Origin of the sequence: Novosphingobium sp. KA1, assembly GCF_017309955.1 — a bacterium.
Taxonomy (GTDB): domain Bacteria; phylum Pseudomonadota; class Alphaproteobacteria; order Sphingomonadales; family Sphingomonadaceae; genus Novosphingobium.
In genome coordinates this window covers 1,452,830-1,478,782 of record NZ_CP021247.1, presented here as the reverse complement: position 1 = coordinate 1,478,782, position 25,953 = coordinate 1,452,830, and the positions used below count along the sequence as shown (strand labels likewise).

The 25,953-nt window shown below is 66.4% G+C and carries 25 protein-coding genes; 16 read left to right on the top strand and 9 right to left on the bottom strand.

Translation table 11 applies throughout. The annotated features are described in order from the left end of the window. The first annotated feature begins 14 nt into the window (after positions 1 to 14). From lptC to CA833_RS07415, 4 genes are all read left to right on the top strand, one after another. Positions 15 to 662: an LPS export ABC transporter periplasmic protein LptC gene (lptC, locus tag CA833_RS07430; RefSeq protein ID WP_142636313.1), complete on the top strand. Its 648-nt coding sequence runs from the start codon at positions 15 to 17 to the stop codon at positions 660 to 662. After that, the gene (locus tag CA833_RS07425) at positions 659 to 1,168 is read left to right on the top strand and encodes an LptA/OstA family protein (RefSeq protein WP_207079669.1); all 510 of its coding nucleotides are present in this window, start codon (positions 659 to 661) and stop codon (positions 1,166 to 1,168) included. Before lptC ends, CA833_RS07425 begins: the two co-directional genes overlap by 4 nt. A 109-nt stretch (positions 1,169 to 1,277) precedes the next feature. After that, entirely contained in the window at positions 1,278 to 1,709 is a 432-nt protein-coding gene (locus tag CA833_RS07420; protein WP_207079668.1) for a hypothetical protein, read from the top strand. A gap of 45 nt (positions 1,710 to 1,754) precedes the next feature. After that, positions 1,755 to 3,608, top strand: a complete 1,854-nt coding sequence (locus CA833_RS07415) for a right-handed parallel beta-helix repeat-containing protein (RefSeq protein ID WP_207079667.1) — start codon at positions 1,755 to 1,757, stop codon at positions 3,606 to 3,608. On the opposite strand, the gene CA833_RS07410 is transcribed toward CA833_RS07415, so the two are convergent. The 5 genes from CA833_RS07410 to CA833_RS07390 all read right to left on the bottom strand — a co-directional run bounded on the left by CA833_RS07410 (position 3,571) and on the right by CA833_RS07390 (position 9,831). Continuing rightward, positions 3,571 to 4,971 (bottom strand): sugar transferase, encoded by a 1,401-nt coding sequence (locus CA833_RS07410; protein WP_142636322.1) that lies wholly within the window; start codon positions 4,969 to 4,971, stop codon positions 3,571 to 3,573. The two genes, CA833_RS07415 and CA833_RS07410, sit on opposite strands and share 38 nt — an antisense overlap. 141 nt (positions 4,972 to 5,112) lie before the next feature. After that, positions 5,113 to 6,171 (bottom strand): DNA polymerase III subunit delta, encoded by a 1,059-nt coding sequence (gene holA, locus CA833_RS07405; protein ID WP_207079666.1) that lies wholly within the window; start codon positions 6,169 to 6,171, stop codon positions 5,113 to 5,115. Positions 6,172 to 6,195: 24 nt separating this feature from the next. Further along, positions 6,196 to 6,690: an LPS assembly lipoprotein LptE gene (gene lptE, locus CA833_RS07400; protein ID WP_142636326.1), complete on the bottom strand. Its 495-nt coding sequence runs from the start codon at positions 6,688 to 6,690 to the stop codon at positions 6,196 to 6,198. Further along, a complete protein-coding gene (leuS, locus tag CA833_RS07395; protein WP_207079665.1) occupies positions 6,687 to 9,218 on the bottom strand; it encodes a leucine--tRNA ligase in 2,532 nt (843 codons plus the stop codon). Before leuS ends, lptE begins: the two co-directional genes overlap by 4 nt. 136 nt (positions 9,219 to 9,354) lie before the next feature. Next, positions 9,355 to 9,831 (bottom strand): DUF3576 domain-containing protein, encoded by a 477-nt coding sequence (locus tag CA833_RS07390; protein WP_142636330.1) that lies wholly within the window; start codon positions 9,829 to 9,831, stop codon positions 9,355 to 9,357. Between the two features lie 368 nt (positions 9,832 to 10,199). Between CA833_RS07390 and CA833_RS07385 the strand changes: the two genes are divergently transcribed. Together CA833_RS07385 and phbB are read left to right on the top strand one after the other, a co-directional pair. Continuing rightward, entirely contained in the window at positions 10,200 to 10,925 is a 726-nt protein-coding gene (locus CA833_RS07385) for a hypothetical protein (RefSeq protein WP_142638003.1), read from the top strand. A 202-nt stretch (positions 10,926 to 11,127) separates the two neighbouring features. After that, positions 11,128 to 11,850 (top strand): acetoacetyl-CoA reductase, encoded by a 723-nt coding sequence (gene phbB / locus CA833_RS07380; protein ID WP_142636332.1) that lies wholly within the window; start codon positions 11,128 to 11,130, stop codon positions 11,848 to 11,850. Positions 11,851 to 11,905: 55 nt separating this feature from the next. Here phbB and CA833_RS07375 read toward each other — a convergent pair whose 3' ends face one another. Further along, on the bottom strand, positions 11,906 to 12,340 hold the full coding sequence (locus CA833_RS07375; protein WP_207079664.1) for an HIT family protein: 435 nt from the start codon (positions 12,338 to 12,340) through the stop codon (positions 11,906 to 11,908). A gap of 25 nt (positions 12,341 to 12,365) precedes the next feature. After that, positions 12,366 to 13,526 carry a CDP-alcohol phosphatidyltransferase family protein gene (locus CA833_RS07370; protein ID WP_207079663.1) on the bottom strand — a complete coding sequence of 387 codons (1,161 nt, stop codon included), beginning with the start codon at positions 13,524 to 13,526 and terminating at the stop codon, positions 12,366 to 12,368. 305 nt (positions 13,527 to 13,831) lie between these two features. On the opposite strand from CA833_RS07370, the gene CA833_RS07365 reads away from it, so the two are divergent. The 3 genes from CA833_RS07365 (at position 13,832) to CA833_RS07355 (ending at position 16,666) form a co-directional block, all read left to right on the top strand. Next, complete coding sequence (locus CA833_RS07365; protein ID WP_142636337.1) at positions 13,832 to 14,878, top strand: diacylglycerol kinase family protein; 1,047 nt, start codon at positions 13,832 to 13,834, stop codon at positions 14,876 to 14,878. Positions 14,879 to 14,984: 106 nt separating this feature from the next. After that, positions 14,985 to 15,899 (top strand): hypothetical protein, encoded by a 915-nt coding sequence (locus CA833_RS07360; RefSeq protein WP_207079662.1) that lies wholly within the window; start codon positions 14,985 to 14,987, stop codon positions 15,897 to 15,899. Beyond that, complete coding sequence (locus CA833_RS07355) at positions 15,896 to 16,666, top strand: nucleotidyltransferase family protein (RefSeq protein ID WP_142636341.1); 771 nt, start codon at positions 15,896 to 15,898, stop codon at positions 16,664 to 16,666. The genes CA833_RS07360 and CA833_RS07355 overlap by 4 nt, the downstream gene beginning before the upstream one ends. 25 nt (positions 16,667 to 16,691) lie before the next feature. On the opposite strand, the gene CA833_RS07350 is transcribed toward CA833_RS07355, so the two are convergent. Beyond that, positions 16,692 to 17,216, bottom strand: coding sequence for a DUF2141 domain-containing protein (locus CA833_RS07350; RefSeq protein ID WP_142636343.1), 525 nt, complete (start codon positions 17,214 to 17,216; stop codon positions 16,692 to 16,694). 323 nt (positions 17,217 to 17,539) lie between these two features. Between CA833_RS07350 and rpe the strand changes: the two genes are divergently transcribed. The 6 genes from rpe to CA833_RS07320 all read left to right on the top strand — a co-directional run bounded on the left by rpe (position 17,540) and on the right by CA833_RS07320 (position 22,973). Next, positions 17,540 to 18,202 (top strand): ribulose-phosphate 3-epimerase, encoded by a 663-nt coding sequence (gene rpe / locus CA833_RS07345; RefSeq protein ID WP_142636345.1) that lies wholly within the window; start codon positions 17,540 to 17,542, stop codon positions 18,200 to 18,202. Positions 18,203 to 18,337: 135 nt separating this feature from the next. After that, positions 18,338 to 20,164 carry a heparinase II/III family protein gene (locus tag CA833_RS07340; protein ID WP_207079661.1) on the top strand — a complete coding sequence of 609 codons (1,827 nt, stop codon included), beginning with the start codon at positions 18,338 to 18,340 and terminating at the stop codon, positions 20,162 to 20,164. A 111-nt stretch (positions 20,165 to 20,275) separates the two neighbouring features. Next, positions 20,276 to 21,868, top strand: coding sequence for a bifunctional phosphoribosylaminoimidazolecarboxamide formyltransferase/IMP cyclohydrolase (purH, locus tag CA833_RS07335; RefSeq protein ID WP_207079660.1), 1,593 nt, complete (start codon positions 20,276 to 20,278; stop codon positions 21,866 to 21,868). A 22-nt stretch (positions 21,869 to 21,890) separates the two neighbouring features. Beyond that, a complete protein-coding gene (locus tag CA833_RS07330) occupies positions 21,891 to 22,100 on the top strand; it encodes a hypothetical protein (protein WP_142636348.1) in 210 nt (69 codons plus the stop codon). Positions 22,101 to 22,291: 191 nt separating this feature from the next. Then, positions 22,292 to 22,441, top strand: a complete 150-nt coding sequence (locus CA833_RS07325) for a hypothetical protein (protein WP_185928633.1) — start codon at positions 22,292 to 22,294, stop codon at positions 22,439 to 22,441. Positions 22,442 to 22,511: 70 nt separating this feature from the next. After that, positions 22,512 to 22,973, top strand: a complete 462-nt coding sequence (locus tag CA833_RS07320; protein ID WP_142636350.1) for a Fur family transcriptional regulator — start codon at positions 22,512 to 22,514, stop codon at positions 22,971 to 22,973. A gap of 46 nt (positions 22,974 to 23,019) precedes the next feature. Here the strand turns inward: CA833_RS07320 and CA833_RS07315 are convergent, their stop codons facing one another. Next, a complete protein-coding gene (locus CA833_RS07315; RefSeq protein WP_207079993.1) occupies positions 23,020 to 23,502 on the bottom strand; it encodes a GNAT family N-acetyltransferase in 483 nt (160 codons plus the stop codon). 527 nt (positions 23,503 to 24,029) lie between these two features. On the opposite strand from CA833_RS07315, the gene dxs reads away from it, so the two are divergent. Continuing rightward, complete coding sequence (gene dxs / locus CA833_RS07310) at positions 24,030 to 25,952, top strand: 1-deoxy-D-xylulose-5-phosphate synthase (RefSeq protein WP_207079659.1); 1,923 nt, start codon at positions 24,030 to 24,032, stop codon at positions 25,950 to 25,952. Position 25,953 lies beyond the last annotated feature (1 nt).

Below are 25,953 nucleotides of genomic sequence, written 5' to 3'. Positions count from 1 at the left end.
GAGAGCACGCGCGCATGTCCGAAGACGCCATCCAGATCCGCAACCGCCGGCGGCACTTTGCCGCTCCCGGTGGCTCGCATGATCGCCTGGTGGGCTTCCTGGCCAAGGCGCTGCCCACCGGCATTGGTCTGATCGCCGCCGTGATGATCCTGGTGCCACTCTCGCCGCGCGGCGAGATCAGCTTCCTGCTCGATCGCAACAAGGTGGCGGTGACCGGCGAGCGCGTGGCCGTGTCCAACGCCGCCTATCGCGGGCAGGACAAGGCCGGACGAGACTTCCTGGTCACGGCCGGAACCGCGGTGCAGCACGCGCCAGACGTCCCCGTGGTCGAAATGCTCGACCTCGTCGCCAAGATGAACATGAAGGATGGTCCCGCCAACATCGCCGCACCGCGCGGGGCCTACAACTTCGATGCCGATACCATGAAGGTCGACGGCCCGGTCAATTTCCAGGGCGCCGGTGGCTACAACATGACCACCAGCCAGGTGAACATCGACATCAAGCAAAAGACCGCGGTGGCAACCGGCGGCGTTTCGGGAGCCGTTCCCAACGGCACCTTCACCGCCCAGACCATGCACGCCGACCTCGACAACCGCGTCGTTACGCTCGAAGGCAATGCCCGGATGCGCATGACGCCCGGCAAGCTCAGGATCCCGCAATGAACTTCCGCTCCGGCCTTTTCCGTACCGCGATCGCCGTGCCGGTCTTCGGCCTGGCCGCTCTTGCCGCCTCGCAGCAGCTCGGCGCCCAGGTCTTCTCCGGTCACGACACCAATGCCCCCGTCGATTTCGGTGCCGATCGGATCGAGATGCAGGACAAGCAGAACCGCGTGATCCTGACCGGCAACGTCGACATCAAGCAGACCGACTTGCGCATCCGCGCCGCCCGCACGGTGATCGACCTTGCCGATGCCAAGCAGCTCAAGGTCAATCGCATGACTGCCAGCGGCAGCGTCGTGGTGACGCGCAATGACGAGACCGCCACCGGCGATAACGCGATCTACGATTTCAACCAGCGCATCATCACCATGGTCGGCAATGCCACGCTCAAGCGCGCCGGCGGCGATACGCTGCGCGGGGGGCGCTTCGTGATCGATCTCAAGAGCGGTGTCTCTTCCGCTTCCGGCGGCCGCGTCACCGGCACGTTCAACGTTCCCAAGAAAAAGTAAGTTCATCGTTGCCGGACAAAAGTCCGGCATCGCGAAAGAATTTTCCTACACGCATCGATCTGCGTATCTGGATTCGGGCCTTCTTCTCTTCCCTTGGAAAGGAGTCCCGATGTCCAGCAATCCCATTACCGTGCCCAGCGGATACGCCACTGCCTTCGCGATCGGCTTTGCCGATGCCGCCAGCGGCAATCTCTCCATCGTCGACAGCGGGCGCCCGCTTCCCGTGTCGCCCATTCGTGCCGCCGCCTCCGCCCCGCTGACCGGTAGTACCGCGGCCTCCGGCACGTTCGGCCCGTTCACACCCATAGCGCAGCGTCCGGTCTTCATCACTCTGGGCGGCACCTGGCAAGGCACGGTCTCTCTGCGGCGTTCGCTCGACGGGGGGCAGACCCTGCTGCCGCTCACTCTCGGCGGTCAGGCCTGGGCCACCTTCAGCGCCAACGCCTGCGAGCCGCTCTGGGAAGAGCACGAAGACGGGGCGACCTTGTTCCTCGCCGTCACGCTGACCAGCGGCACAGTGAGCTACCGCCTCTCGCAGTAAGCAGAGGCTCGCCTCCCTCCCCATCTTCCAGATCCGGAGACACGCATGTCCCAAGATTTCCTTGCCCGCGGCATGGCTGCGGCGCAGCGCCGTGACCTTGCCTCGACTCAAGCCGGTCAGGGTGCCGCACTGATCGGCACCGAGGATGGCCGCACGGTCACCGCCTGCCTCGCCGACTTCAAGGGAGCCCTGACGCTCAAGGCGTTCGGCGCCCGGGGGGACGGCACCACATCCGACCATACCGCCCTGCTCTCGCTGTCGAACCGCTCGGACACCATCATCGTCCCGCCCGGCAACTACCTCATCGACAACAGCACCGTCCGCCAGATCAACTACTTTCGCGGCAGGCTGATCTGCTCGCCGGGCGTGACGTTCACGTTCACCGACAAGAGCCAGCGCGGCCTTCACTTCTATGGCGGATCGCCCAAGCTGTCCGGACTGCGGCTCACCACCCGCGATGCACCGCTCAGCCGCGAACTCAACGCACCGATGCTCTGCATCGACGAGGCCAGCGACGTCGTGATCGACGATCTCGAGATCGTGCGCTCGGCCGGTGCAGGAGCGTTGTTCCGCCTTTGCTCCGGCTTCCAGGGAACAAACATCCGCATCCGCAACACGCTGGCGGACGGGCTGGACTTCTTCAATTCGAGCAAGATCGCGCTGACCAATTTCCTTTCGGAAAACACCGGTGACGACGGCCTGGCGTTTCTTTCCTACACGTCGCTGGCGCAGTCCTACGACATCGTCGCGCGCAACATCATTGTGAAGAACAGCGATACCCGCGGCATCAGCGTGGTTGGCCCGGAGCGCGTGATCATCGATGGTTTCACGGTGGAATCGACGCGCGGGACCGGCGTAATCGTCTACCAGGACACCGCGAACGGCCTGCGTCAGCCGGGCAATGTGAAGATCTCGAACGGCATCATCAAGGATGCCGGACAGCGGCTCGTGTCCGGCACCTACAGCGGCAATCGATACGGGATCGAGATCGCCAATTGCGGCGACGCCGACTTCCTCAACATCCACATCGAGAATTGCGCCGCGTCCGGCTTCGTCTCGTCCAACACGCAGCCATCCGTGCTCACCAGCCGCAACGTCCGGGTCAAGACAAGCGGCGACAAGGGCTTCCACGTTTCGGTACCCAGCGGCGGGGCCTGGCACCATGATGGCTGCGAAACGATCGACACGCAGGGACACGGCTTCAATTCCACGGTCGCGGTGGGCGGCATCATGACTTTCGGCACCCGCATCGTCCGGCAAGGCGCAATGGCCGGGGGCGGCAACGGCGTCAACAATCGCGCCATATCCGACAGCATCGGCGGCGCGGTGGCGGGACGATCGACCGTGATCATCGACAACCAGGCGGCCAACACCGGCTACATCTACTACAACGATGGCAATGGCAACGGCAGCGTGGGCGACTTCGACTTCACCACCTCGAGCGGTTATTACGCCTTCCAGCAGAACGCCAACAACATAGCGCTCCAGGGCATCCGGCGCAGCAAGCGCAGCAACCAGCTCACGCAAGTGTCGGGCAGCATCGCGCTCAGCGGCACGCGCGGCGAACAGGACTACTTCACGACCGCTGCCCTGACCGGCGCGCTCGACATCGTGCTGCCCACCTTCGGCCTCTGGCACAACGCCGAGTTCTCGCTATCCCGCTTCGACACGAGCGGCAGCTATGCGGTCACCTTCAAGTCGGGAAGCACCACGATTGCCGCGATCGAAGCCGGCGGCAATCCGGCAAAGATGGTGGTGCGCTACGACAGCGTGAACAACCTGTGGCGCAAGGCCGGTCGATACGATCTCTCAAACAGGCTGGAACCAGTGCGCCCCGGCAATGGGCGCACTGTACCCGCCGTCAAAATGCGCGATCGTGCACAAGCACGCGCAGCGTGAGGAACACGATCTGGATATCCCGCAGGATGGTCCAGCCCTCGAGATACTCGAGATCCGACTGGAGACGGTTGACCAGGTCGGATTCCCGATCGGTGGCGCCGCGATACCCGCGCACCTGGGCCAGGCCCGAAAGCCCGGGCTTCAGCGAATGGCGCTGCCAGTAACGAAGGTCGACTTCCCAGAACAGCTTGTTGCCGGCCAGCGAACCGGTTGCGTGGGGGCGCGGGCCGACCACGCTCATATCGCCCAACAGGACATTGAGCAGCTGCGGCAGTTCGTCGATGCTGGTCCGGCGGATGAAACGGCCGACAGCAGTGATCCGCTGGTCGTCCTTCGAGGCCGACTGATTGCCATCCCGATCGCACAGCGCCTGCGTCATCGAGCGGAACTTGTACATGTTGAAGAAGCGGTTGCCGCGACCCATGCGGCGCTGGGTGAAGAACACCGGCCCGCCGTCCTGCAGCTTCACCGCCAGGGCCACCGCGATCATCAGTGGCGAGAGCGCCAGAACTGCGATGCCTGCGAAAGTGACGTCGAACAGGCGCTTGATCGCCCGCTCACGCAGGCCCAGCGGCCCTGCCGATACCAGCAGCAACCCGTGGTTGGCAGTGACGCGCGCGCCCTGGGCACCGAGGCGGGCCACTTCATCATCGAGCACTTCACCGTCGACATTGGCGCCCTTGAGGATCATCGCCCATTCCATCCGGCGATCCGCCGGGCAGCTGATGATGACCCTGTCGATGTTGCGCAGCGCCAGCCCGAGCCGGTCGAGCGCATGGGGATCGGTAAGGTCGGCACGCAAGCCCATGGCTGCCGCCGAAATCCGGATCGCGCCGGGCAGACGCAATTGCGGGCCGCCGTCATCGATGATCAGTTCGTTGATGACGTTCGATCCGCAGCGCCAGGTGACGAAACTGCGCAGTTGCAGCCGGGACCAGGCCATCAGGACCAGCGCCAGGATCGCTCCGCCGCTGAAGGCGCCGCGTGAGGCCTCGCTCGACGATTTCATCAGGAACTGCACAAAGACGACCACCGCCAGCGCAACAAGCATCGCCACTTGTGCCCGCAGCACCCCGCGCCAGCCTTCGCGCAACGAGAGGGTCGAATAGGAACCGTTGTACAGCGCCAGGGTCAGGAAGATCGGCAGCAGCACCTGGGCGTACACCAGCGAACGCGAGGCGCCGTCGGCGGTATCGTAGAGCAGGCCGGCCAGCCCGAATCCGACCAGCACCGCCGCCATGTCACCGACGATCAGCGCCAGATAGCATTGCAGGCGTCGCCGCTCGAGCGAGGGGGCAACCAGGAGGTCATCGGCTTCAGACCGCTGCCCTGCTTGTTGCGTCACTGAAAAAGGCGCGTTCACCCGTTCAACACTCCCCATTGCCGAACCTACGCTGTCCGCTTTGCCAAAGTTCTGCCTCAGCCGCTGCGAACCATGCCCTGTTGCAGCGCAATACGTATATTACCTTAGTGCCAGGACAGGCAATGGGAAAAGACCTTAGGGCTAAGACGTTCTATTTGTCCGATGTTCAACATCGAGACACGCGATTCTGGCGATTTCGAGCAATCCGCGCGCAAGAAGAAGTTCTGCATCCTGACTATTGGCAAGAAGTGTTTGATGCAATGCAACAAGTCGGGCTACCAGACGTTCGAGCCGGGGGCCGCGCCATATGCGCAATTGCACCGTCAACACCGGCTTGTCTTTCCAGAACACGCGCCGCGCGGCAGATTCTGCTTCGAGCAGGGCGCCGACATCGCCCCCCCGGCCGAGACGGGCGTTGAGGCCGGCAAGCTGCGCGGCCCGGCGCTCGAATGCCAGCAGCAGGCCGACCGGATTGATGCTCATGTCATGCAAGCGCTTCAGTTCGGGCCCGATCGCGCTGCGTTTGCCCCCCAGCACGGCGTCGACCAGCGGCGCGAAGTCGTCGTCCTCGGTGGAAGCGCCGATGGCGTCGAGATCGGCCGAAGTGACCGGCCGAGGCGTTTCGGCGCTGGCATCGAGGTAGAGAGCAAGCTTGTTGACTTCCGAGCGCGCCAGCCGGGTGTCGAGGCCCGAGGCCCGCGCGATCCGTTCGGCCAGTTCGCCCCCCATCTTGAGTCCGGCCCCGTTGGCCAGCGTGCGCACCGCGCCGGTGACCGTGCCGAGATCGGGGGCGTGGAACATCACCGCCAGCCCGTCATTACGCGCGGCCAGCAACTTGGCGGTGCGGGACTTGTCGGTGGCGCCGGTGGCGACAATCACCACCGGATAGGATTCGACCGGGTTCTCGATAAGGATCTGCACGGCATCGTGCGCCTCGTCGCCTTGCGCGCGGACCCAGATATGCCGGGCAGTGCCGCCGAACAGCGAATTCGAGCGCGCCTCATCTCCCAGCCGGACCGGATCCTTGCGCAGTTCCGCGCCCGCCATCTCGACACGCTCGCCGGGATCGGCAAGCAGCGAGACGATCCTTTCCGCCGCATCGCTTGCCCCGGCTTCGTCGGGGCCACAGAAGAAGAAGACCCGGGCCTGCTGCGCGGCGCGCGCCGCCATGCCCGCAAAGTCCTTGCGCGTGGCCTTCACGAAAGAGCCGCCATCAGCAGCGCGTCATTGCCGCGTATCGCCCCGCAGCCGCAACGCGACCCCGGTAACGATGCGCGTGGCGACGTCCTTGGAGAGATTTTCGAGCGCGGTCTGTTCCGCCGCGATCGTCGCATAGTCCGACGAGACGACGTCGATGCCCGCATCCGAAGCCGCCGTCGCATCGAGCACGATCTCGCCGGTGGAGGTATCCACCAACTGATAACGCGCGCGCAGGGTCCGGCGTTCGCGTCCGATCGTATCGTCCGAAAGCAGCGCGAAGCCTTCCAGCTTGTCGTCGAGGCGGACATCGAGCCGGTACCTCGGGGTGACGCCCTTGTCGGAGCCGAGCTTGTCGACCAGCGCATTGCGCACCAGCCAGCCGGCCCGCCCCTCGATCGCGGCGACCTGCACATCGGCAAGGCCGCGCGCGACAGCACCGTTGCCTCCCCCCGCATACATCGGGGTGAGGCCGCAGCCGGAGAGCAGCAGGGCTCCGAAAAGGACGCTCAGACGCTTCACGCGACGAGATTCACCAGACGGTCGGGTACGACGATCACTTTCCTCACCTCGGCACCATCGAGTGCACGCTGCACTTTCTCGCTGGCAAGGGCAAGCGCTTCAAGCTCTTCCTTCGACGTGCCCTTGGCCACGATCAGGGTATCGCGCAGCTTGCCCTTCACCTGAACGGCCACGGTCACCTCGTCCTCGACCAGCAGTGCCGGATCGACTTCGGGCCATGCCGCCTGCGCCACGAGACCTTCCCCGAAAGTCGCGAAGGCTTCTTCGGCGAGGTGCGGCATCATCGGCGAGACGAGCAGCAGAACCGTGCGGATCGCGTTCGAGCGGCTGGCCGAAGGGGCAGCCTTCTCGACCGCGCCGGTCAGTTCGTAGATGCGCGCCACGGCCTTGTTGAAGCCCAGCGATTCGATGTCCGAGGCAACAGCGGCCACCGTCTGGTGGACCTTGCGGTCGATTGCCTTGTCCTCGCCCTCGGCCGCAGCGTCGTACTGGGCAAACAGACGCCACAGGCGCTGGACGAAGCGGCCGCAGCCCTCGATGCCGGCTTCAGACCAGGGCAGATCGCGCTCCGGCGGGCTGTCGGACAGCATGAACCAGCGGATCGCGTCGGCGCCGTAAGTCGCGACGATCTCGTCGGGGTCGACGACGTTCTTCTTCGACTTCGACATCTTGATGACGCGGCCGACTTCGACAGCGGCACCGTCAGCCTTCAGCGTCGCGCCATCGGAGGTGCGGTCGATCTCGCTCGGGGCGAAGTAGATGGGCTGGCCATTGGCCGCGTTGACGCGCGAATACGTCTCGTGCGTAACCATGCCCTGCGTGAACAGGCTGGCGAAGGGCTCCTTCACCTCGACCTTGCCGATGCGGGCCAGCGCGCGCGTCCAGAAGCGGGCATAGAGCAAGTGCAGGATCGCATGCTCGATGCCGCCGATGTACTGCTCCACCGGCAGCCATTCGGCGATCTTCGCCGGATCGAACGGACGATCCTCGGGCTGGCTGGCGAAGCGCAGGAAGTACCACGAGGAATCGACAAAGGTGTCGAGCGTGTCGGTCTCGCGGCGGGCGGCGTGGCCACACTGCGGACAATCGACATGCTTCCAGGTCGGGTGGCGCACCAGCGGATTGCCGGGGGTCGAAAAATCGACGTCCTCGGGCAGGGTGACCGGCAGGTGCTTCTTGGGCACCGGCACCACGCCGCAAACCTCGCAGTGGATGAACGGGATCGGCGTGCCCCAGTAGCGCTGGCGCGAGACGCCCCAGTCGCGCAGGCGCCACACGGTCTTGCCCTCGCCCCAGCCTTCCGCCTCGGCGCGCGCGATGACCGCGGCCTTGGCGTCCTTCACGGCCATGCCGTTGAGGAAGTCGGAATGGACGCAGACGCCGTCACCGGCCTCGGATTCGCCTTCGAAGGGCTTGTCGGCATCGGCCTCGCTCGCCGCGACGACGCGCAGGATCGGCAGGCCGTACTTGGTGGCGAACTCGAAGTCGCGCTGGTCGTGGCCCGGAACCGCCATGACCGCGCCGGTGCCGTAGTCCATCAGCACGAAGTTGGCGATAAAGACCGGCAGGTCGGCGCCGGTGAACGGATGCCTGGCCTTGACGCCGGTATCGAAGCCCAGCTTCTCCGCCGTTTCAAGTTCGGCCGCAGTGGTGCCGCCCTGCTTGCACAGCGCGATGAAGTCCTCGACCTCGGGGCGGCCGACGGCAGCCGCCTGCGCGATCGGGTGATCGGCAGCGACGGCCACGAAGCTGGCGCCGAAGATCGTGTCCGGACGGGTCGAGTAGACTTCCACCGAACCGATGCCGCCGATTTCTGCGGTCAGATCGAACGTGAACTGCAGGCCTTGCGACTTGCCGATCCAGTTTTCCTGCATCGTGCGGACCTTCTCGGGCCACTTGTCGAGGGTGGAGAGGCCTTCCAGCAGCTCGTCGGCAAAGTCGGTGATCTTGAGGAACCACTGGGAGAGCTTGCGCTTCTCCACCAGCGCGCCCGAGCGCCAGCCGCGCCCGTCGATCACCTGCTCGTTGGCGAGCACGGTCTGGTCGACCGGATCCCAGTTGACCGCCGATTCCTTGCGGTAGACCAGGCCGTTTTCATAAAGATCGATGAACAGCGCCTGCTCGTGGCCGTAGTATTCCGGCTCGCAGGTGGCGATCTCGCGGCTCCAGTCCAGCGCGAAGCCGAGGCGCTTGAGCTGCGCCTTCATGTTCGCGATGTTCTCGCGCGTCCAGCCGCCCGGGTGCACGCCCTTTTCCATGGCCGCGTTCTCGGCGGGCATGCCGAAGGCGTCCCAACCCATCGGATGGAGCACTTCGTGGCCGGTCATGCGCTTGTAGCGCGCCAGCACGTCGCCCATCGTGTAGTTGCGCACGTGGCCGATGTGGATGCGCCCCGAGGGATAGGGGAACATCTCAAGCACGAAGCTGCGGGGCTTCGACGAGGTATCGTCAGCCTTGAAGCACTGGGCTTCGTCCCACGCAGCCTGCCAGCGCGTGTCCGCCTGAGCCGGGTCGAACCGCTCGGTCATTTCTATCAAGTCTCCTGCGGAACCTTATTGGTTCCGGGTTTTGCGGCACCGGCCCACGCCCCCACCAGACCTCCCACTCAGTGTATCCTAGATGGGAGGTCGGGTGGGGGCGCGGGCCGGCGCCGCGCCAAAACTGTTATCCGCCGATGGAATCGCGGCGCAGGTCACGGGCGCGGGTGAGGATGATGTCCTCGAGCTTCTGCACGGTCGCCGCCTGGACCGGTGCCGGCGCCCAGGCGCCGTTCGACGCGACTTCGCGCTGCGCGGTCACCCGCAGGGCATCGGCGCGCAGGTCCTTGTCGAGGATCATGACGGTGACCTTGACGCGCTCGTTCGGTTCCTTGGGATTGGTGTACCAGTCGGTGACGATCACGCCGCCGGCGCTGTCCGACTGGAGCAGCGGCATGAACGAGAGCGAATCGAGGCTGGCGCGCCACAGGTAGGAATTGACACCGATGGTGGTCACCATCGAGGGCGCGGACGCGGCAGACTTCGCCTGCTTCTGCTTCCGGCCGCCACCGCAACCGACCAGCGCAAGCGCCGCCACGGCGCAGAAGCCCGCGGTCGCCAGCGATCGAGCGGTGAAGAGGCCCTTGTCGGTGCTGCCTGTCATTGTCGGTTCCCAGTTCCTGTCTTGGCGTAGAGCGGCCGGACGTTCCGGCGATTTGCCATCCATCGCCTCTATAGCCGCCGTTGCCGGGGCGGCAAGTGCGGCCGCATCGGCTCGGCACGCTAAACTGCACGCCGGCTAAACGCTTCATGAACGCGGACCTGCCCACTTGCCGGCCCCGGCGCACGCCCCCTCTCCCTTGGTCCATCATCCTGTGTTAAGGTAAGGCAGTGATGATGACCACGACTGCCGATCGAGTTTCCAGCCCCTCCCCGAAGCAGGAGGAGATGCACGTTCTCTCGGCACGGTCACGGAAGGGCATCGAGGGTACCACGATGGAAATGCAGCGCGCACGCTCGTCGAAAGGCAGCATGAAAGCCGGCATCATGCTGGCTGGTTGCGTGGGCGTGCTGGCGCTGCCCAGCGCGGTCCTGGCCTTTTCCACCTCGTTCAAGGGTATCGGCGGGCGCAACCCGGCGGTCGATTCGCTCGACCCCGACACCTCGTCGGAAAACCTCTCGCGGGTGATCGCGATGCGCTCACTGGGCAAGGAACAGCCGTTCCCGTTCACCCCGGCCGGCACGCCCAATCGGCCGGACCGTGCAGTCACCGTGGCCGTGCGTGTCGATTCCGAGGCGGCCAAGTCGATCATCGTCGTGCACAACCGCCTGCAGGTGGCGCAGGCGGACAATGACGTCGGCCGCCTCAGGATCGCGCCCGCCGCCTTCAACCTCGGCGTCTCGCGCGGTTACCAGAATTTCTCGGCGGACACCGCACAGCAGCAGCCGGTCGGCCACGGCATCGCCGACGCGCCCGAACTGCGCAAGTTCAGCCTTGCGGCCGGCCCCGCCGACAGGAACGATTCGCGCTTCAGCACCCGCATCTCGATCGACGAGAAGCGGGCCGCCGGGCGCGCCCCGCACACCTTCACGAGCGAGGCAGGCGAAGTCGACCTCGGCGGCGCCTATCGCCTCACCAAGAACATCGATGTCACCGCCGGCCTGCGCTACTCGCAGGACCGCGAGCGCCTTGTCCCGCTGACCGATGGCAAGCAGGATTCCCAGGCGATCTACGTGGGCACCCAGTTCAAGTTCTGACCCCGTCGCGCTCGGGCGCCCGCAAGAGCCGGCTTCCCGAGCGCCTGTTGGCGCCCTCCGATTGAGCGCCATGCAATCGCGATTGCGCTTGTATCAATCATTTCGGCGCAAATTGCGCACCGGGGCGACAGGCTCCGACTTGCCCTCGTCATGTGCATTTCATAGCCTGCCCTTGGTGGATGCACTAAGCGAAAGGCTTGATATGGCGCGTGTTGCGATCGTTACCGGCGGAACCAGGGGTATCGGCGAGGCAATTTCCCTCGCCCTCAAGGAACGTGGACATACCGTAGTTGCAAATTACGCCGGCAATGAAGAGAAGGCCAAGGCCTTCACCGAACGCACTGGCATCCCCGCCTACAAGTGGGACGTAGGCGATCACGAAGCCGTTCTCGCGGGCGTAGCCGAAGTGACGGAAACGCACGGCCCGGTCGATATCGTCATCAACAACGCCGGCATCACCCGCGACGGCGTGCTGCACCGCATGACGTTCGACGACTGGAACGACGTCATGCGGATCAACCTGGGCGGCTGCTTCAACATGGCCAAGGCCACGTTCCCCGGCATGCGCGAGCGCGGCTGGGGCCGCATCGTCAACATCGGCTCGATCAACGGCCAGGCCGGCCAGTACGGCCAGGTCAACTATGCCGCGGCCAAGTCCGGCATCCACGGCTTCACCAAGGCTCTGGCCCAGGAAGGCGCCAAGTACGGCGTCACCGTGAACGCCATCGCGCCCGGCTACATCGATACCGACATGGTCGCCGCGGTGCCGGCACCGGTGCTGGAGAAGATCGTCGCCAAGATCCCGGTCGGCCGCCTCGGCACCGCTTACGAGATCGCCCGCGGCTGCGCCTTCCTCTGCTCCGAGAACGCCGCCTTCGTCACCGGATCGACGCTGTCGATCAACGGCGGGCAGCACATGTACTGAGGAAGCCGGACCGGCGCGCCACCAGCGCGCGCCGGTCCGCTCCGGTCCATCCGGCTCAGGCGGCCGCGAAGGCCTGCCCGAGCCATGCGGCCAGTGCGGCCAGATCGTCGCCCTCGAGGGCCACCGCGTGGCCAAGGTCAGGTACCTTGGGCCAGCCGCAATCGACGAACTCACGCCCCTGCCACTCGCGCGCGCCCTCGTAGCGAGGAATCACGTGGAAGTGGACGTGGGGGTCCACCATCATCAGCATCAGGTAATTGAGCCGGGCATAATCGACAGCGCCGGCCAGCGCCGCCTCGATCGCGGCGCTCACCCGCTTGAGCTCGGCATGCGCCTCGACCGGCAGATTGCCAAACGCGGTCGCCTCGGACCTGGCCGCCAGCACCAGCGAACCCAGCGTCGGCTGGGCCGGGCGGGCCAGCACCAGCCAATGCTCGAACTCAGCCACCAGGCTGGCCGGATAGCCGAACTTCTCGATCGTCGCGTTCATGATTGCCGTCTCCGTGTCGGGCCGCTCAGGCGTCCGCAAGCCAGGAGGTGATCCTGCCGCCGCGCGCCCGCACAATCCATGCCTGCACCAGCCGTACCGCGTGGATCAGGCAGGAAATCGCCGTCCACCAGGCCACCGCGACAAGGCCAAGGTCGGGGCGCGCGAAAACCATCGCCACGAACAGGATCACCATGTTGGGATTGCGCCGCGCGGTGATCAGCCGGAACTGGCTGTCGAAGCGCTGCCAGACGTGGATGTGCATCGTCCCGTTCTGGCGCATGAACACGCCCTCGATCAGGCGCTGGACAACATAACCGCCCTGAATCGCCCCCTGGACCCACCAGAAGGTGGCCGTGTCATAGGCCAGCCCCCAGGTCGCCAGGCCGGTCGCCCAGAACCACCACCAGAACGGAGGATGGACGAGGTCCATGCCGTGGTCGAACACGTTGCCCCAGGCCGAGGACGTGATCGTGCAGCGCGCCAGCTTGCCGTCGACAGTATCGAGCACCATGAACACGAGACCGAGCGCCATGCCCAGCCAGTAGTGGCCATAGGCAAACAGCACCGTGGCGACGACGCAGAACACGGCACCCACCGACGTCACCATGTTCGGCGTGATGTGCAGCTTCGCGCAAATCCGCGTCAGCACCAGCGCCCATTCCGGCCAGAGGTACTTGGTCAGCACGTCGGTCACGCCCTTGTAGGCGCCGAAGTAGCTGGCCCGCTCGATCGGGCGCACGGTCTCGCGCGTCAGCGCCATCAGGAACGGCGTCTCGCGCTTGCGCAGTTGCTTGTTCTCGATCGTCGGACCGCTTTCGAACGCGACGACATCGAGTCCGGCCGAATCGATGAGCTCCGAACCGGTGCGCATCGCCTGCACGATTCGCGCGGCCTGCTCGCCATCGGCGGCATGGGCGAGCGCGGGAACGCCGCCCAGCGTCAGCACCATGCCGGGTTTGGCAGAAATGTGGCGGAACCATGCCGGGTCCCAGGCGAAGGCCGCGTTCGACAGAACGGCAGGGCCATTGCCGAGACTGCCGGCAGCCGCATCCGCGGTGACAAAACCGTTCGCGCGGGCGATCCGCCCGACCCGTTCGGTCATGGTAAGTCCCCATAGTTTCACGGGGTTATCGCCGACCGTGACAACGACCGGCGCGATTTGGGAGGAAGAAGACGTGGAAACCATGTCTCTGGCGTTAGTCTTTAAGCGGCGATTTGGGAATGCGCTAAGAGCCCGTTTGGAAATTCGCGGAAAGCGAATTTCGCGGCGCCAGCCCACTCTCAAAATGCCCTTTCGGGCATTTTCAAACAGATTCTAAAGTGCCCCGCGTTTCCGCCCCGGCTTTCGTGACCCGCCAGAGGCTTGCAGGAAATGCGCAACGAGTTGCTTCAATTTCAACCCCTCATAAAACCGCCATGGAACTGTAACTTGAATGTGTCATGGAATGTTTCTTGGTGATTTCCGGGGCAGGCAGCACTACATAGGGCCCCGTGTACGGAACCATCTACGAATTCGAGACGCTGCCGCAGGTCGGTGAGCAAGGCCCGCGCAGGATCGCACGCCCCGGACGACAGGCTCGTCGCGGGCGGTCGGTCCCGCTCGTCGGCATCATCCGCAATCCCCGCAGCCACCGCAACAAGGGCCATGCGCCCGAGATGGCGGATTGCTCCAACATCCTGACCGAGACGCCGCGCACGCGCAGCGCCCTCTACAGCGTGCTGGAAGGTTTTGCCCAGCGCGGCATCGACTACCTCGTGGTCGACGGCGGCGATGGCACCGTGCGCGACGTGCTGACGTGCGGCGCCGAGATCTTCGGTGACCAGTGGCCCACGTTCATCGTCCTGCCCAAGGGCAAGACCAATGCGCTGGCGATCGACCTCGGCCTGCCCAATCACTGGTCGCTGGCCGAAGCCCTGGCCGCCGCCCACAAGGGCCATACGCTGTCCCGCCGGCCGCTGCGCATTTCCTCGCGCGATGGCAGCAACGGCTGCGTGCAGGGCTTCATCCTGGGCACCGGCGCCTTTGCGCTCGCCACCGAGGCCGGGCAGGAAGCGCACCGCCGCGGTGCCTTCAACAGCTTCGCGGTCGGCCTGACAGTGCTCTGGGGCATCATCCAGACCCTGTTCGGCCGCACCGGCAATCCCTGGCGTTCGTGCACCCCGACCCGCCTGATCGACCACCACACCGGCAGCGACCTGCCTTACGACGGCCCGGGCGATCCGCATGAGCGGTTCATGACCGTGGCCACCACGTTCGAGCAGTTCCCGCTCGGCGCGCGGCCGTTCGGCCGCCACGTCGCCCCCGGCATGAAGATGGCGGTGATCGACTGGCCGGTGCGCTGGGTGGTGGCACTGCTGCCGCTGATCATGATGTTCGGCCTGGCCGGGCGTTTCCTCGAGAAGCGCGGCACCCACCGCTTCGCCACCAGCGCGGTCGATCTCGACATCGGCGGCCCGTTCATCCTCGACGGCGAGGCTTTCCCCTCGGGCGACTACGTGCTTGAGGAAGGGCCGCAGATCACCTTCGTGGTGCCCTGAACTCCACGCGAAAGATGTTTCACCCGCAACCGGCCCGCGCTTTCGGGCCGGTTTGTTTTTCGCCCCCCGTTGATTTCAGAGCCATCCTGCCCGAGAGCGTGAAGCCATGAGCGAAGATCTCGAAGGACGCGTGCGCGGCGCGCTGGAACGGCAGGTCGTGCCCGAGGTCCGCGCCTTTGCCCGAAAGCTCGCCGAAGCGGCGCCGGGCACTGCCGCCGTACTGTTCTACGGCTCGAACCTGCGCACCGGCTCGCTCGAAGGCGTGCTGGACTTCTACGTGCTTGTCGATGGCCCGCAGGTCGAGAAGATCTGGCCCCGCGTCAGCTATCATGAGTGGGACCGCGAAGGTGTGACCCTGCGCGCCAAAGTGGCGACGATGGCGCTGGAAACGTTCCGCGCCGCCGCTGCCGGCGAACTGGTCGACACCACGATCTGGGCTCGCTTCGTTCAGCCCAGCGCGCTGGCCTGGCAGCGCGGCCCCGCCGCCGCCGAAACCGTGGCAGACGCGGTAGCAGGCGCGGCCCGCACCGCCGCCCGCCTTGCCGTCGCGCTCGGTCCCGAGAAAGGCACGGCCGAAGATTACTGGCGCGCCCTGTTCCGGGCGACTTATGCCGCCGAATTCCGGGTCGAGAAGTCCGGCCGCGAGGATTCGATCCTCTCGGTCAATCAGGTCCATTTCGACGGTCTGCTGCCGCTCGCCCTCACCGCCGAGGACATCCGCTTCGAACGCCAGAGCGACGGCACGATCCGGCCCGACCTGCCCCGCCCCCGGCGCGAGGCGCTGCTGCGTTGGTGGGCACATCGCCGCCGCATGGGCAAACCCTACAATGTCATGCGCCTGCTCAAGGCCTCGACCACGTTCGACGGGGCCGCGCGCTATGCCGCGTGGAAGATCGAGCGCCATACCGGCGTGCCGGTGACGGTCACGCCCTGGCGCGAACGCCATCCGGTCCTCGCCGCCCCCGGCGTGCTCTGGCATGTCTGGCGGACAAAACGAGCCATGGAGCGCAAGTCCGCATGATCTCTCCCGCCCCCGTCCTCCCGGCCGCGCTGATTCTCGCCGGATCGCGTCCCGGCGCTCCCGACCCGGTCGCTGCCGCCGAGGGTCTGAGCCACAAGGCGCTGGTCGGGATTGCCGGGAAACCCATGCTTGCCCATGTCGTCGCCGCCTTGCGCGATGCCGGGGCCGAGCGCATCGCCGTGGTCGCCAACGACCCGGCTGTCATCGCGCTGGCCGAAACCCTGGGCTGCGAAGTCCTGCCTGCCGCGGCGGGGCCAAGCGCGAGTGTCGCCGCCGGCTTTGCCGCGCTTGGGGCACCGATGCTGGTCACCACCTCGGACCACGCTCTGCTGCGCGGCGAATGGGTCCGCGACTTCCTGCAAGACACCCCCGAAGATGCCGACGTCGCCGTGCTGCTGGCCGAACGCGGCCGCATCGAGGCGGCCATGCCCGGCTCGAAGCGCACTTACTTGCGCTTTGCCGATGGCCAGTGGTCGGGCTGCAACCTGTTCCTGCTGAAAACGGCGCAGGCCGCCAAGGCAATCGAAACCTGGAAGCTGGTCGAGGCCGACCGCAAGCGTCCCTGGCGGATTGCCGCCAGGCTGGGGATCGGCATCCTGCTTGGTTATGCGCTGGGCCGCCTGACACTGGCCGCCGCCCTTGCCCGGCTCGGTTCGAAGATCGGCGTCAAGGCCCGCCTCGTCGCCGCGCGCGACGGTCTGGCTGCGGTCGACGTCGACAAGCCTTCCGATCTTGTCGACGCCCGCGCCATCCTTGGCCGCAGGTAAAGGCGAACCCGCGGCAATCCATCCGTTACATGTAGCGCATCTGCACCCGGATCGATTTCACCTCGTCGCCCACCGCCACGCCGACCTTGGTGTAGCTCGGCTTGCCAAGGTTGAAGATGCTGATCGAGGGGTTGTTCGACATCGCCCCGCCATCGGTGCTGATATCGGTCTTGCCATTGCCGTTGACGTCATGACGCACGGCAACGCCGTAAGTGCCGCCGGACGGCAGCGGCAGGCAGAACGTCATCGTCCCGGCGCGCGCGGGCACCTCGATCCGCGAGATCCACTTGCCCGACTGCAGCCACTCGGCCGAAGTCGCGCGGTAGCTCTGAACACGAACCGTCCCCTGCGAGGCCTTGATGCCGTCAACCGTGACGAGCATGGCCGGCCCGGCACCGGCCCGGCACTTGCTCATGTCGTTGCGAATCTCCTCGTGACCGCGCACGGCTGCCCCGGCCGAGACCGCCAGGCCCAGCACGCCCAGTACCGCAGCGGCAACCGGGAGACGGCGCACCCAGCGGCGCGCGGGCAGCGAAGACTTCACGTTCATAACTGGCCTCATCACACATCACGATGCGCCTGCGCCGGTTCCGGTCGCCATGCGACCGCCCGGACCTTGCGCCATTTCACGCCGCGAATTGGCGCCAAGGCCGTGAATGCACTCTGAATTGCCAATTCACAATCGGTGAAGCCGCAAGCCCGGCCGCCGCGATTCCCCTCGAGATTGCCCGGTAAAGCGCAATCTCGCCTTTCCCGCGCGGCCTTCCCGATCTATGGGGCCGCTCCATATCGCGTGTGGAAAACGGCCCGCCGCCTTCTTGTCGCCACTAGATGTGGTGTCTTATTCATTGTTGCCGAGGAGTTCCCGTTTCCATGACCGTGCCGCTGATTTCGCCTTCGATCCTCTCCGCCGACTTTGCCCGCCTGGGCGAGGAAGTCCGCGCGATCGACGAGGCCGGTGCCGACTGGATCCATGTCGACGTGATGGACGGCCACTTCGTGCCCAACATCACCATCGGCCCCGCCGTCGTGAAGGCGCTGCGCCCGCACTCGGCCAAGGTCTTCGACGTCCACCTGATGATCTCGCCGGTCGACAGCTATCTCGAAGCCTTCGCCGATGCCGGCGCGGACTACATCACCGTCCATCCCGAAGCCGGTCCGCACATCCATCGCACCGTGCAGACGATCAAGAACCTCGGCAAGAAGGCCGGTGTCTCGCTCAACCCGGCCACGCCCGCCAAGATGCTGGACTACCTGATCGACGATATCGACCTCGTCCTGATCATGAGCGTCAACCCCGGCTTCGGCGGCCAGAGCTTCATTTCCAGCCAGCTTCGCAAGATCGAGGCCGTGCGCAAGATGATCGACAAGTCGGGCCGCGACATCCGCCTCGAAGTCGACGGCGGCGTCGATGCCAGGACCGCGCCGCTCTGCGTGGCCGCCGGTGCCGACGTGCTGGTCGCGGGTTCCGCCACCTTCCGCGGCGGCCCCGGCCAATATGCCGCCAATATCCGGACGCTCAAGGGACTGGACTGACCATTGGCCACACGCTCCCATCCGCGCGGCAAAACCGGACGTCCGGGCGCGGAGGGGAGCAACCGGCTGGTCTCAGGCGCGTTGTCGGGGAGCCCGGGATCGGCGGGAGGGGAGGAAAGTGCAGTGGACAGGGGTATGACATCGACCGTCTCGCCGGCTGACGACGCCCCGGCCTCGGCCACCGCCGCCGTTCGTCCCGCGAGCCCGTTCGACGCGGCCGAGGCGCAGCCCCGCTACGAGACAGGGCGCCAGCTGGCGCTCGCCGATTTTTCGACGCCCGCCGCGGGCGCCGCCGACCGCTTCATCCGCTTCGCCTACCGCCTTGGCGTTCCCGCGACGATGCTGACCTCGCCGATCGGCCGCAAGCCGCGCACCCGCCTGCTGGCCACCGTCAACAACACCGTGCCCGGCAACGGCGCGGCAGGGACGGCGCTGCGAGCCGGTCACTTCCTGATCCACGGTGCCAGGACACCGATCGCCCAGGTCGATTATGCGGGCGCTGCGCGGGTCACCCCGCCGCTCGAACGCGTGGTGCACAGCTTTGCCTGGCTCTCCGACCTCGAGGCCTGCGCCCCGCGGGAACAGTGCACGGCCGTGGCCGAGCGCATCCTCACCGCATGGCTCCAGGCCAATCCCGCCCCGCCGGCCAAACCGGGCAAGGGGCCGGCATGGGCAGTGGGCAATACCGGCATGCGGCTGATGAACTGGATGGTGCACGCGCCGCTGATCCTTTCCGGCGACAAGGCCTTGCGCAACCGCACCCTCGCCCACATCGCCGCCACCGCGCGCTGGCTCGACCGGCGCGTCCACAATGCCGAGGACGGGCTTGCCGCCGTCGCCGGCTGGTGCGCGATCATCGCCGCCGGCCTGCTGCTGCCGGACGGCCGTCCGCGCCGTCTCTACGGCGAGGCGGGGCTGATCAAGGCGCTGGGCGATCTGATGGGCGACGATGGCGGCGTGCTTTCGCGCAGCCCGCTCGCGCAGATGGAGGCGATCGCCCTGCTGGTGCGCCTGCGCAACTGCTATCACGCGACCCGCAAGGACCCACCACCGACGGTCGAGCGCGTGGTCGAGATGCTGGTCCCGCCGCTCCTGGCGCTGACCCACGGCGACGGTTCGCTGGGATCATGGCAGGGCGGCTGGGCGGTCAGCGCGGAGGACGTGGAAGGACTGGTTCAGGCCAGCGGCGTGCGCACCCGCCCGCTGCGCGACGTGCGCCAGTGGGGTTACCAGCGCGTCTCCGCGCATAAGGCGATCCTCCAGTTCGACACGGCGCCGCCGCCGCTGCCCGGCCATGCCCGCTACGGCTGCGCCTCGACGCTGGCTTTCGAACTGTCGCAGGGCAAGCACCGGCTGATCGTCAACTGCGGCGGCGCCGCCAGCGGCGGCGGGCTTGTTCCCGTGCGGCTGGAGCAGGCCCTGCGCGCCACCGCAGCGCATTCCACGCTGACACTCGACGATGCCAATTCCACCGCGATCCTCATCAACGGCGCGATCGGCTCGGGCGTCAGCGAGGTCGATGTCGACCGCAAGTCGCTGGTGCAGGAGAACGGCGGCAATGCCACGCGCCTCGAAGCCAGCCACAACGGTTATGCCGCCCGCCACGGCCTCACCCACCGCCGCATCCTGATCCTGCGCGACGATGGCAGCGAACTGCGCGGCGAAGACGTGCTGCTTCCGGCGGGACGCAAGGGCAAGCGCGGCAAGGTCGGCTTCTCGATCCGCTTCCACCTGGGACCCGAGGTCGAGGTGGCGCCCACCGCCGACGGCCAGGGCGCGGCACTGACCCTGCCCGACGGCAGCTACTGGCAGTTCCGCAGCACGGCGGGCGACGTTGCCATCGAGGATTCGCTCTGGGTCGACGGCATGGGGCGCCCGCAGGCCACGCAGCAACTGGTGATTCAGGGCATGGTCTCGCGCGGCGGCGGAAACTTCGGTTGGCTTCTCAAGAAAATGCGATAGTTTCGGCCGGGATACGCCACCCGTTGTGGCTTACCCACCTTGCGGCATCGCCCCTGTGGACCTAGAGGGCGCGCAAATCTTTGCCCGCCCTATTCGCAAGAGGCTTCACCGATGACCGATATCGTTCCGATCCGCCGCGCATTGCTTTCGGTTTCCGACAAGACCGGCCTCGCCGATCTCGGCAAGGCGCTTGCCGCGCGCGGGGTGGAGCTGGTTTCCACCGGCGGCACCGCCAAGGCGCTGCGCGACGCCGGCCTCGAGGTGAAGGACATTTCGGACCTCACCCATTTCCCCGAAATGATGGACGGCCGCGTCAAGACGCTGCACCCCAAGGTCCACGGCGGCCTGCTGGCGGTGCGCGACAACCCGGAGCACGCCAAGGCCATGGCCGATCACGAGATCGGCGCGATCGACCTCGTCGTCGTCAATCTCTATCCCTTCGAAGCGACCGTCGCCAAAGGCGCCGACCGGGACGAGATCATCGAGAACATCGACATCGGCGGCCCGTCGATGGTGCGTTCGGCCGCGAAGAACCATGCTTTCGTCGCCATCGTCACCGATCCCAAGAACTATGCCGGCCTGCTGGCCGAGCTGGAAACGACCGAGGGCGGCACCACCCTGTCGTTCCGCAAGCTGCTCGCCGCGCGCGCCTACGCGCAGACCGCCGCTTACGATTCGATGATCTCGCAGTGGTTCGCCTTTGCCGATCAGGGCCTCGAGTTCCCCGAGATGCTCAGCGTCAACGGCCGCCTCGCCACCACGCTGCGCTATGGCGAGAACCCGCACCAGAAGGCCGCGCTCTACACGCCGGTCGGCCCGTTCACCAAGGGTCTGGCCCAGGGCGAGCAGGTGCAGGGCAAAGAACTGTCCTACAACAACTACAACGACGCCGACGCCGCCTTCGAACTCGCTGCCGAGTTCAAGGGTCAGGACCCGGCCGTGGTCATCGTCAAGCACGCCAACCCCTGCGGCGTGGCGCAAGGCTCCAGCCTGCTCGAAGCCTGGCAGGGCGCGCTGGCCTGTGACGACGTTTCGGCCTTCGGCGGCATCGTTGCGGTGAACACCACGCTCGACGGTCCGACCGCCGAGGCGATCTGCCAGATCTTCACCGAAGTCGTCGTCGCCCCCGATGCCGACGAGGAAGCCCGCGCGTTCTTCGCCAAGAAGAAGAACCTGCGCCTGCTGCTGACCGGAGGCCTCCCCGATCCGCGCCGGCCCGGCCTGACCGTGAAGCCGATCACCGGCGGTCTGCTGGTGCAGGGCCGCGATGCCGGTGCCATCGGCCTTGATGACCTCAAGGTCGTGACCAAGCGCGCGCCGACCGAGCAGGAACTCAAGGACTGCCTGTTCGCCTGGACCGTGGCCCGCCACGTCAAGTCGAACGCGATCGTCTATGCCAAGGACGGTGTCACCGCCGGCATCGGCGCGGGTCAGATGAACCGCCGCGATTCCTCGCGTATCGCCGCGATGAAGGCCGCCGAAGCCGCCGAGAAGTTCGGCTGGACGCAGGCGCGCACGGTCGGCTCGGCCGTCGCCTCGGACGCATTCTTCCCCTTCGCCGACGGCCTGCTGGCCGCCGCCGAGGCGGGCGCGACGGCCGTGATCCAGCCGGGCGGCTCGATCCGTGACGAGGAAGTCATCGCCGCTGCCGACGAGGCCGGTCTGGCGATGGTCTTCACCGGCATGCGCCACTTCAAGCACTGATAGGACCGGGAGGAAGGCGCGCATGGGGGTAGACTGGCTCGGACCGCTGGTTGCCCTCGCCTTCCTCATCGGCATGGCCGCATCGGCCGTGCTGGTGCGGCTGGGCAAGGTTCGACGCACGCCGCAAATCATGCTGGCGCTGGCGCTGCCGTTCGGCTGCGCGGTTCTCCCCATCACGATACTGGTCATCGCTTCGCTGGGATGGGGTGCGATCGGCGCATTTCTGCGCTGAAATTCGTCCGAAACGGGTTCCATTGCCGAACGACAATGACGGAAATGGGGCAGTTCCCGCGATTCAGCGCGGCATCCGAACCGTTCGTCGCACAACGCCTCACAGGTCGTCGATATTCACTCGACGGAAAGGCGAATCGGGCCAAGGGGCGTCACGCAATTTTCGTGAACCACTGGATAGCTGAACCGATCATGGGACTTTTCAAGGCCGACTTCTACCGCTTCTTCGCTCTCGGCTTCGCCGGCGGCGCGCTGCTGGTGTTCGGCGCCATGGGAATCGGCAACCACGCGCTCACCGAAAGCCTGGTGCCCCCGGCCCAGGCGGCATCGCTCCAGCACTGATCATGCCGGGAGCATCCGCAGGGATGTTCTTGCGATTGCGTCGCGGCCGGCGAGCCCCCATATGGGCCGCATGGCAAGTGCGCACAAACATCACGAACACTCGGGCGAGGGCCTGATCGAAGAGGCTCGCTCCGTCCTGCTCGCCGCCGGCGAGCAGTGGACGGAAATGCGCGCCGACGTGTTTGGCGCGCTCGCCCAGCGCGAACGCCCGGCCTCGGCCTACGATCTGGCCGAAAGTGTCTCGGCGCTGCGCGGCAAGCGGGTGGCGCCCAACAGCGTCTACCGCATCCTCGACCTCTTCGTGCGCACCAACCTCGCCCGCCGGGTCGAAAGCGCCAATGCCTACCTCGCCAACAGCCATCCCGGCTGCCAGCACGACTGCATCTTCCTGATCTGCGATGTCTGCGGCCAGGCCGTCCATATCGACGACGACGCCCTGACCGGAGCGCTGGTCGCCGCCGCGAGGCAGGCCGGTTTTGCCGATGTGCGCCCGGTCGTCGAACTGCGCGGGACCTGCGCCGCCTGCAGCTGACGGCGCCGGGGCGGAAGCAAAGCCCCAACCCCGCACAGTGCCTAAATCAAAGCGCCTTGCGCATTCGGGCCAACGGCACCGGCGCGCCGCCACGATCGTCCTCGATTCTTTCGATCACCTGGTAGCCGGCGACTTCGTAAAGCGGCTCACCCGAGCGCGTGCCCATCAGTTCACAGCTGGCAAACCCTTCCTTGCGCGCCTGCGCCTCGCAGTGCGCCAGCAGCGCCCGGCCGATGCCGCGGCGGGCAAAAGCGGGATGGGTGTACATCGCCCGCACCCGCGCGGCCTCGCTGGCCGGATCGAGCAGACGCGGCTCGCGCAGGCCCGCACTGTGGTCGCCCCCATAAAGCGTCGCACGCCGGCTCCAGCCGCCGCAGCCGACGATCTCGCCATCGAGTTCGGCGGCAAAGTAGGTGCCGTCATCCACCAGCTGGCGGTCTAGGCCCATGACCGCGCGGCTCGATTCGATCTGCGCGGGATCGAGAAACCCCTGCTGCAAGGTGCCGATGGCGGCATCCATGATCGCCATGAGGCGCGGCAGGTCGCCCTGGGTCGCGGGGCGGATCGAAAGGACTGTCGATGACTCGATCGAGGACGGCAACGAGAGGCTCCTGAGACTTGGGGGGAACGGCTAGATGGCAGCTTTGCCGCTCCCCCGCCACCCTTGAGAAAGACCTCAAGACGGGGGGCAGGCCGAGCATATGGCGATCGGGATCGGGGAACCCGCAGACCGTTACGCCCCCGCCGGGCGCCGTATGCGGACGCCGCTGGTACCCCGGCACGCCGGCCAGCCGCATCGCCGCGCCATCGCCCAAGCGGAAGATCGCTGCAAAGTCGTGTTCCGCGATTACCGGCAGCTCCACCGGCAGCTCCAGGGAATCCGCGCGGAATGCGCCGGGGTTGGCCCAATCGACCGTGCGTACGAAGGCAATCGGCCGGGCACCGTTCAACGGAATCATGGGGACCTGCGGCGCATATTCCTGTATCGTGGACCATTCGCCGCCTAAGGCGCAGCGAAAATTCGACACCAGAACCACTCCCGTGTACACGACACCCATGACAGCCAACCCGGCAACACCGCTTCTCGATACCGTCGATACGCCTGACGACCTGCGCAAGCTGAAGCCCGCGCAACTTCGCCAGTTGGCCGACGAACTGCGCACCGAAATGATCTCCGCCGTCGGCCAGACGGGCGGGCACCTTGGCTCGGGCCTTGGCGTGGTCGAACTGACCGTCGCCATCCACTACGTGTTCGACACGCCGGTGGACCGCCTGATCTGGGACGTCGGCCACCAGGCCTATCCGCACAAGATCCTCACCGGACGGCGCGACCGCATCCGCACGCTGCGCCAGGGCGGCGGGCTTTCGGGCTTCACCAAGCGCTCCGAAAGCGAGTACGACCCCTTCGGCACCGCGCATAGCTCCACCTCGATCTCGGCCGCGCTCGGTTTTGCCGTCGCCAACAAGATCAAGGGTGCACCCGGTCGCGGCATCGCCGTGATCGGTGACGGCGCGATGAGCGCGGGCATGGCCTATGAGGCGATGAACAACGCCGAGCAGGCGGGCAACCGCCTGATCGTGGTGCTGAACGACAACGACATGTCGATCGCGCCGCCGGTCGGCGGGCTGTCGGCCTATCTGGCGCGTCTCGTCTCTTCGGGCCGGTTCCTCGGCCTCAGGGAACTTGCCCGCAAGTTCGCCCGCCGCCTGCCGCGCCCGCTGCACATGGCCGCGAAGAAGACCGACGAATTTGCCCGCGGCATGGCCATGGGCGGCACCCTGTTCGAGGAACTGGGCTTCTACTACGTCGGCCCGATCGACGGGCATGACCTCGACGCGCTGATTCCGGTTCTGGAAAACGTGCGTGACGCAGGCGAGGGCCCGATCCTGGTCCATGTCGTGACGCAGAAAGGCAAGGGCTATGCCCCGGCCGAGGAAGCGGCCGACAAGTATCACGGCGTACAGAAATTCAACGTCGTCACCGGCGAGCAGGCCAAGGCGCCCGCCGGTCCGCCCAGCTATACCGGCGTCTTCGCCAAGGCGCTGGTGGCCGAGGCGGAGCGCGATCCCACGATCTGCGCGATCACCGCGGCCATGCCCTCGGGCACCGGACTCGACACGTTCGCCCGGCAGTTCCCGGACCGCATCTTCGATGTCGGCATTGCCGAACAGCACGCGGTTACTTTCGCCGCCGGGCTGGCCGCCGAAGGCATGCGCCCGTTCTGCGCCATCTATTCCACCTTCCTGCAGCGCGCCTTCGACCAGGTGGTGCATGACGTCGCCATCCAGAACCTGCCGGTGCGCTTCGCGATCGACCGCGCCGGTCTGGTCGGCGCCGACGGTGCCACCCACGCGGGCTCGTTCGACATCACCTATCTGGCAACGCTGCCCAACATGGTGGTGATGGCCGCTGCCGACGAGGCGGAACTGGTCCACATGACGCACACCGCCGCGCTCTACGATGCCGGCCCGATCGCTTTCCGCTATCCGCGCGGCAATGGCGAAGGCGTGGCCTTGCCCGAAACTGCCCAGCAGCTGGAAATCGGCAAGGGCCGGATCGTCCGCGAAGGCTCGAAGGTGGCGCTTCTCTCGCTGGGCACCCGCCTCGGCGAAGCGCTGAAGGCGGCCGACACGCTGGAGGCCAAGGGTCTTTCCACGACCGTCGCCGACCTGCGGTTTGCCAAGCCGCTCGACACCGACCTGATCCGCAAGCTGATGCTCAGCCACGAAGTGGTCGTCACGGTGGAAGAAGGCGCCATCGGCGGTCTCGGCGCGCATGTGCTGACCATGGCGAGCGACGAAGGGCTGACCGATGCGGGCCTCAAGATCCGCACCATGCGCCTGCCCGACGTGTTCCAGGACCACGACAAGCCCGAGGCGCAGTACGACGAGGCGGGCCTCAACGCCCCGCAGATCGTCGATACCGTGCTCACGGCGCTGCGGCACAACAGTGCCGGCGTGAACGAAGCACGCGCCTGAA